This is a genomic window from Mycobacterium sp. TH-M25 (genome assembly GCF_057473665.1).
On record NZ_JBYCLA010000592.1, the window covers coordinates 1 to 5,421 of the forward strand.

The following is a 5,421-nucleotide window of genomic DNA, read 5'->3' on the forward strand; positions in this document are numbered from 1 at the left end:
CTCGGCCAGCTGGGCCAGTTCAATGTGGACAAGTGGAACAAGGTCATCGACGTCAACCTAAACGGCACCTTCCACGGCATCCAGGCCGTGGTCGAGCCGATGAAGGCCGCCGGCGGCGGCTCGATCATCAACGTCTCGTCAATCGAAGGTCTGCGCGGGGCAGTGATGGTGCACCCCTACGTGGCCTCGAAGTGGGCGGTGCGCGGCCTGACCAAATCAGCTGCGCTTGAACTCGCTTCGCACCACATCCGGGTCAACTCCATCCACCCCGGCTTCATCCGGACACCGATGACCAAGCACTTTCCCGACGACATGGTCACCGTTCCGATGGGCCGCCCCGGTGTATCCGAGGAGGTGGCCAGCTTTGTGTTGTTCCTGGCCAGCGACGAGTCTTCGTACGCCACCGGCGCCGAGTTCGTGATGGATGGCGGGCTGGTCAACGACGTCCCGCACAAGTTCTGACCGTTAGTTGCACTCAGGCGCTATCGACGCCGTTGGATCGCGGCGCAGCAGCCCGCACAGTCGTTCGGCACGACGCCCTCGCCCATCCAGGGGGCCCACGTCAACGCGGTCATGCCGTGTCCGAGCCGCGTGCCGCGGGGGCACTCCGGCCGCATCTCCGTTCGTTGACTTCCGCGAGAGTGCAACTGCCGAGGCATTTCCCGAGTGGGACCGTCGGTAGTTGCACTTTCGAATTGTCGTCCGGCGACCCGCGCATGCCCTAGGGCTCCAGGTTCGATTTCGTCAATCCCGCGCGTAGTTTCATAAAACCCGCTACCAAAAGGATGGTGGATTTCCAACTCGATGCGGCGCAGACGGCCTGGCAGGCTGAGGTACACGCGTTCCTCACCGAGAACGTCACGCCGGCGCTGCGATCCGAATTGAGCGAGCACGGTCAGGAAGTTGCGGATGGGGAGGTCGCGGCCTTTCGGCGCAGGATCGGCGAACGGGGCTGGTTCGGGCTGAACTGGCCGTCGGAGTACGGCGGGCTGGGACTGGGCGCAATACATCAGCACCTGTTGATGCGGGAATTCGAGTACTGCGGCGTACCGGGCCCCGATCTCACCGTGACGTCGGTGGCGCCGATGATCATGCGGCACGGCACCGAGGGAAACAAGCGCGAGTTCCTCCCGCCGATCGCTCGCGGCGAGCTGATCTGCGCGGTTGGCTACTGCAGAACCCGAGGCGGGTAGCGACCTGGCCAGTCTGCGGACTCGGGCGGTCCGCGACGGGGATGAGTGGGTAATCACCGGATCCAAGATCTGGAACAGCATCGCGAACCGGGCAACTCATGGATGGCTTTGCGTCAGAACCGATCCCCATGGATGTACAGGGTTGCGGATGAATCGGTGGGTGACCAGGTGAGGGCTGCCTTCGTCCTGGACGACGGCGAATCCCTGACTGAGGAGTTCGAGAAATTCCTTGCCACTTCACCGGACTTGTCACCGGAGGCTTGGTCCCGGTCCGTCCGGATCAACGATGCGCTTCCGCATACGGCGACCACCAAGATCCTCAAACGTGAGTTGATCCGTGCCGGAGTCAGCGCCGAAGGCTGGGTGCTGTGGCAGCGAGTGGGCCGGGGGACTGCCTACGCCGCGATGTCCGAGCGCCCCGGTTCGCCGACTGTGTAGGTCGTCGGGTGCAATACGCCAAATCACCTTTATAAGCCGCACATTCGGCGCTGGCTGCCAACTCAGCGGGATGCCGTGACGTACTCCGAGTGCATGATCTCGTCGATCTCCACGTCGACCTGGGGAGCGGTCCGACCATAGTGCCGCTGCAGTTCGGGATTGGTGCGGACGGATTCGACCGTCCAACCATGTGCGGTGAGCCAACCCGCGAGTTCGGTTTTCGTCGAGTCGTCGTAGGTCAGCGTGGAGAAGTTCACCTCACCGGACAGGTTGAGACCCGGGTAGTTCTCTTCCAGGGCCGCGAGCCGGTCGTGGTCGAGGCGCGAGCCCAGCGCGCCGATCGCGAGCCGGCTGCCTGGCGCCGAGAGTTCGGTAATTCGGTCGAACAGCGTGTCCTGCGCGTCACCGGTGAGATACGGCAGGATACCTTCGACCGACCAGGCACTGGGAACCGCGGTGTCAAACCCCGCTGCGCGCAACGGTATCGACCAGTCTTCTCGTAGATCCGCCGCGACGTCGATGCGTCGGGCGGTGGGTGCGGCGGCCTGCTCAGCGAGAACCCGCACCTTGAACTCGAGAACCTCCGGTTGATCGATCTCGAATACCGTTGTGCCGGTCGCCCATGGCAACCGATACGCCCGCGAGTCCAGCCCGGCCGCCACGATGACGGCCTGCCGTATCCCAACCTCGGATGCGGAGCTAAAGAAATCGTCGAAGAACCGGGTCTGTACGCCATACAGTCGCGGGAAGGTCAACGCGCCTTCCGAGGTTCCCGGATCGGCCAGCGCACCGGTGAGAAACGGATCCTGGGCGGCGGCGATGAAATGCTTGGCGTATTCGTCGCGCACCAACGGCTGTGCGCTCAGTGCATGTAAGGCACGCCATCCCGCGACCAGAAGCGCGGTGTAGCCGACGCTGCTGACGATGTCCCAGGTGTCATTGTCGGAGCGATCGATGCCCCACTTGTCCTGTGCTGCGCTCATCGAATGGCCCCTTTTCCTTTCACAACTCCAGTAGAACGGTGACCGGCCCGTCGTTCACCAGCTCCACGCGCATCGTGGCGCCGAAGATCCCCGTTTCCACCTCGGCGCCCAGAACCCGCAGCGCTGCCACGAACTCCTCGACCAGCGGTTGCGCCAGCGCAGCCGGCGCCGCGGCGTTCCACGACGGGCGCCGACCCCTGCTGGTGTCGGCGTACAGCGTGAACTGGCTGATCACCAAGATCGGCGCGTTGGTGTCGGATGCGGACCGCTCCTCGTCAAGAATCCGCAAACGCCAGAGCTTTTCGGCGAGCTGCCGAGCTTTGTCGACGTCGTCGTCGTGTGTCACTCCAACCAGCGCCAGTAAACCCTGGCCAGCGGGCCGGATCGAACCGATACCCTGGCCGTCGACTGACACCGCCGCCGATGCGACTCGTTGCACCAGAACCCGCACGACCCGATGCTGCCACGTACGCTCGCCAGATGTCAGTTCTGGTTGCGTTCTCGGTCACGCCGCTCGGAGTCGGAGAGGGCGTCGGCGACATCGTCGCCGAGGCAGTCCGGGTGGTCCGCGAATCGGGGTTGCCGAACAAAACCGACGCCATGTTCACCGTCGTCGAAGGGGAGAGCTGGAGCCAGGTGATGGCCGTCGTCGAACGCGCCGTCGAGGCGGTTGCGGCGCGCGCCAATCGGGTCAGTGTGGTGATCAAGGCTGACTGGCGATCCGGCGTCACCGACGCCATGACCAGCAAGACCGAGTCCCTGGAGCGACACCTTTCTGCAGGCCCCGACCGGCACGCCTAATGTCGTATCGGTGAGCGCACGCGCAGGCATCGTCGTCACCGGAACCGAGGTCCTGACCGGCCGGGTGGCCGACCGCAACGGCCCCTGGCTGGCCGATCGCCTGCTTGAGTTGGGCGTCGAACTGGCCCACATCACCATCTGCGGCGATCGGGCGTCCGACATCGAAGCGCAACTGCGCTTTTTGGCCAACGAAGGTGTCGACTTGATCGTCACCAGCGGCGGACTCGGGCCCACCGCCGACGACATGACGGTGGCCACCGTTGCCCGGTTCTGCGACCGCGAACTCGCGCTGGACCCCGAGTTGGAGAACAAGATCGCCGAGATTTTGAAGAGGCTGATGGCGCGCGTGGGCTCCAGCGATTTCGGGGCCGTTCGCGCCGCCAACCGCAAGCAGGCCATGGTCCCGGTCGGGGCCGTGGTGATGGACCCGGTCGGTACCGCTCCCGGCGTCGTCATCGAGGGTCAACCGACCGTCGTCGTGTTGCCGGGTCCGCCACGCGAACTGCAGCCGATGTGGAACAGCGCGGTGCAGACAGCTGCCGTCCAGCACGCCATCGCGGGCCGAACCGTCTACCGCCAGGACACCATCAGGATGTTCGGGCTGCCCGAATCCAGCCTGGCCGAGACGCTGCGCGAGGCCGAGCATGACATACCCGAATTCAGCGCGCTGGAAATCACCACCTGTCTGCGCCGCGGCGAGCTCGAGATCGTCACCCGTTATCAGCCCGACGCCGTCGACACCTATCGCCGGCTGGCAGAACTGCTCCGGAACCGGCATGGTCAGCAGGTCTTCTCCGAAGACGGCGCCACGGTGGACGACCAGATCGCGCAGCTGTCGACCGAGCGCCGGATCGCGACGGCCGAATCATGCACCGGTGGGCTGTTGGCGGCTCGGCTCACCGAACGGCCCGGCTCCTCGGCCTATCTCGTCGGAGGCCTGGTGACCTACGCCAACGACGCGAAGGCCGAATTGCTCGGCGTCGACCCCGCATTGATCGAAGCGCACGGCGCGGTGTCCGAACCGGTCGCCGAGGCGATGGCGGCGGGCGCGCTTCGCCGCTTCGGTGCCGACACCGCCGTGTCCATCACCGGGATCGCCGGCCCCGACGGCGGAACCGAAGACAAACCGGTCGGGACAGTGTGTTTCACCGTGGCCCTGGCCGATGGCGGGTCCTCGACCCGCACGCTTCGACTTCCCGGCGGCCGCAACGACATCCGGGAGCGATCGACGACGGTGGCGATGCATCTGCTGCGTCAAGCGCTCGAATCTCTGCCGCCGGTCGCGCTGCCCTGACTACTGCCGAAACGAATTCCGGTGGCGTCCTTGCCGATCGCCGTCAACACCGCGACTGCGATCAACACCGGACCGATCGTGGCGGCCAACGCAAAAGGATAGCCGTGAGTCTCGGCCAGGCTTTCCTGGATCGGCAGGTTGAACGCCGCCAGGACATTGCCCAATTGGTAGGTGACTCCGGGATAGAAGCCGCGTATCGCGGCCGGCGACACCTCCGTCAGGTGCGCCGGGATGACGCCCCATGCACCTTGCACCGCGAACTGCATCAAAAACGAGCCCAGACACAGCATCGCAGCAGAATGCGAGTAGGCGAACAGCGGCACGATCGGCAAACCCAACGCCGCACAAAACACCACGGTGTAACGGCGGCTGTACCGCTGCGACAGCGATCCGAAGATCAGCCCGCCCGCGATGGCGCCGACGTTGTAGATGACCACAATCCAGCTGGCACTGGCGCGGGGGAGTGCGGCGCCGCCATCGTGGGTGGCGGACAGGAATGTCGGATACACGTCCTGGGTGCCGTGACTCATCCAGTTAAATGCCGCCATCAGCAGCACCAGATAGACGAACCTCCGGATAACCGCGGCGTCGCGCAGAACATCGCGGATCCTGCTGCGCGTCACCTTCATTCGACGACGCTCGGCTTCCCAGACTTCGGACTCCTGCACGCGGTAGCGGATGATCAGACTGATCATCGCCGGGATGATGCTCA

Annotated in this window: 6 protein-coding genes and 2 pseudogenes; 5 read left to right on the plus strand and 3 right to left on the minus strand. The window is 64.9% G+C overall.

Features of this window, described 5'->3' with window-relative positions:
* The 3 genes and pseudogenes from AC2VOU_RS19730 to AC2VOU_RS19740 all read left to right on the plus strand — a co-directional run.
* Positions 1 to 462 (plus strand): SDR family oxidoreductase (locus AC2VOU_RS19730; RefSeq protein ID WP_486958884.1); only part of this gene is annotated, 462 nt, incomplete at its 5' end.
* Between the two features lie 326 nt (positions 463 to 788).
* A pseudogene (locus tag AC2VOU_RS19735) lies at positions 789 to 1,320 on the plus strand (acyl-CoA dehydrogenase family protein); the annotation flags it as partial.
* A gap of 5 nt (positions 1,321 to 1,325) precedes the next feature.
* Positions 1,326 to 1,631: pseudogene (locus AC2VOU_RS19740) on the plus strand (acyl-CoA synthetase); the annotation flags it as partial.
* A gap of 62 nt (positions 1,632 to 1,693) precedes the next feature.
* Here the strand turns inward: AC2VOU_RS19740 and AC2VOU_RS19745 are convergent.
* Positions 1,694 to 2,614 carry a class I SAM-dependent methyltransferase gene (locus AC2VOU_RS19745; RefSeq protein ID WP_486958885.1) on the minus strand — a complete coding sequence of 307 codons (921 nt, stop codon included), beginning with the start codon at positions 2,612 to 2,614 and terminating at the stop codon, positions 1,694 to 1,696.
* 19 nt (positions 2,615 to 2,633) lie between these two features.
* Positions 2,634 to 3,065, minus strand: coding sequence for a D-aminoacyl-tRNA deacylase (gene dtd / locus AC2VOU_RS19750; protein WP_486958886.1), 432 nt, complete (start codon positions 3,063 to 3,065; stop codon positions 2,634 to 2,636).
* A gap of 29 nt (positions 3,066 to 3,094) precedes the next feature.
* On the opposite strand from dtd, the gene AC2VOU_RS19755 reads away from it, so the two are divergent.
* Both AC2VOU_RS19755 and AC2VOU_RS19760 read left to right on the plus strand, forming a co-directional pair.
* Positions 3,095 to 3,415 (plus strand): thiamine-binding protein, encoded by a 321-nt coding sequence (locus AC2VOU_RS19755; RefSeq protein ID WP_486958887.1) that lies wholly within the window; start codon positions 3,095 to 3,097, stop codon positions 3,413 to 3,415.
* 10 nt (positions 3,416 to 3,425) lie between these two features.
* Complete coding sequence (locus AC2VOU_RS19760) at positions 3,426 to 4,709, plus strand: competence/damage-inducible protein A (protein ID WP_486958888.1); 1,284 nt, start codon at positions 3,426 to 3,428, stop codon at positions 4,707 to 4,709.
* Here AC2VOU_RS19760 and AC2VOU_RS19765 read toward each other — a convergent pair.
* Positions 4,670 to 5,421: MFS transporter (locus AC2VOU_RS19765; RefSeq protein WP_486958889.1), on the minus strand; the 752-nt coding region annotated here is incomplete at its 5' end. The two genes, AC2VOU_RS19760 and AC2VOU_RS19765, sit on opposite strands and share 40 nt — an antisense overlap.

Bases quoted from the DNA above. Each gene is read 5' to 3' on its own strand.
- AC2VOU_RS19745 (WP_486958885.1), bottom strand. From the start codon at position 2,614: ATGAGCGCAGCACAGGACAAGTGGGGCATCGATCGCTCCGACAATGAC.
- AC2VOU_RS19755 (WP_486958887.1), top strand. From the start codon at position 3,095: ATGTCAGTTCTGGTTGCGTTCTCGGTCACGCCGCTCGGAGTCGGAGAG.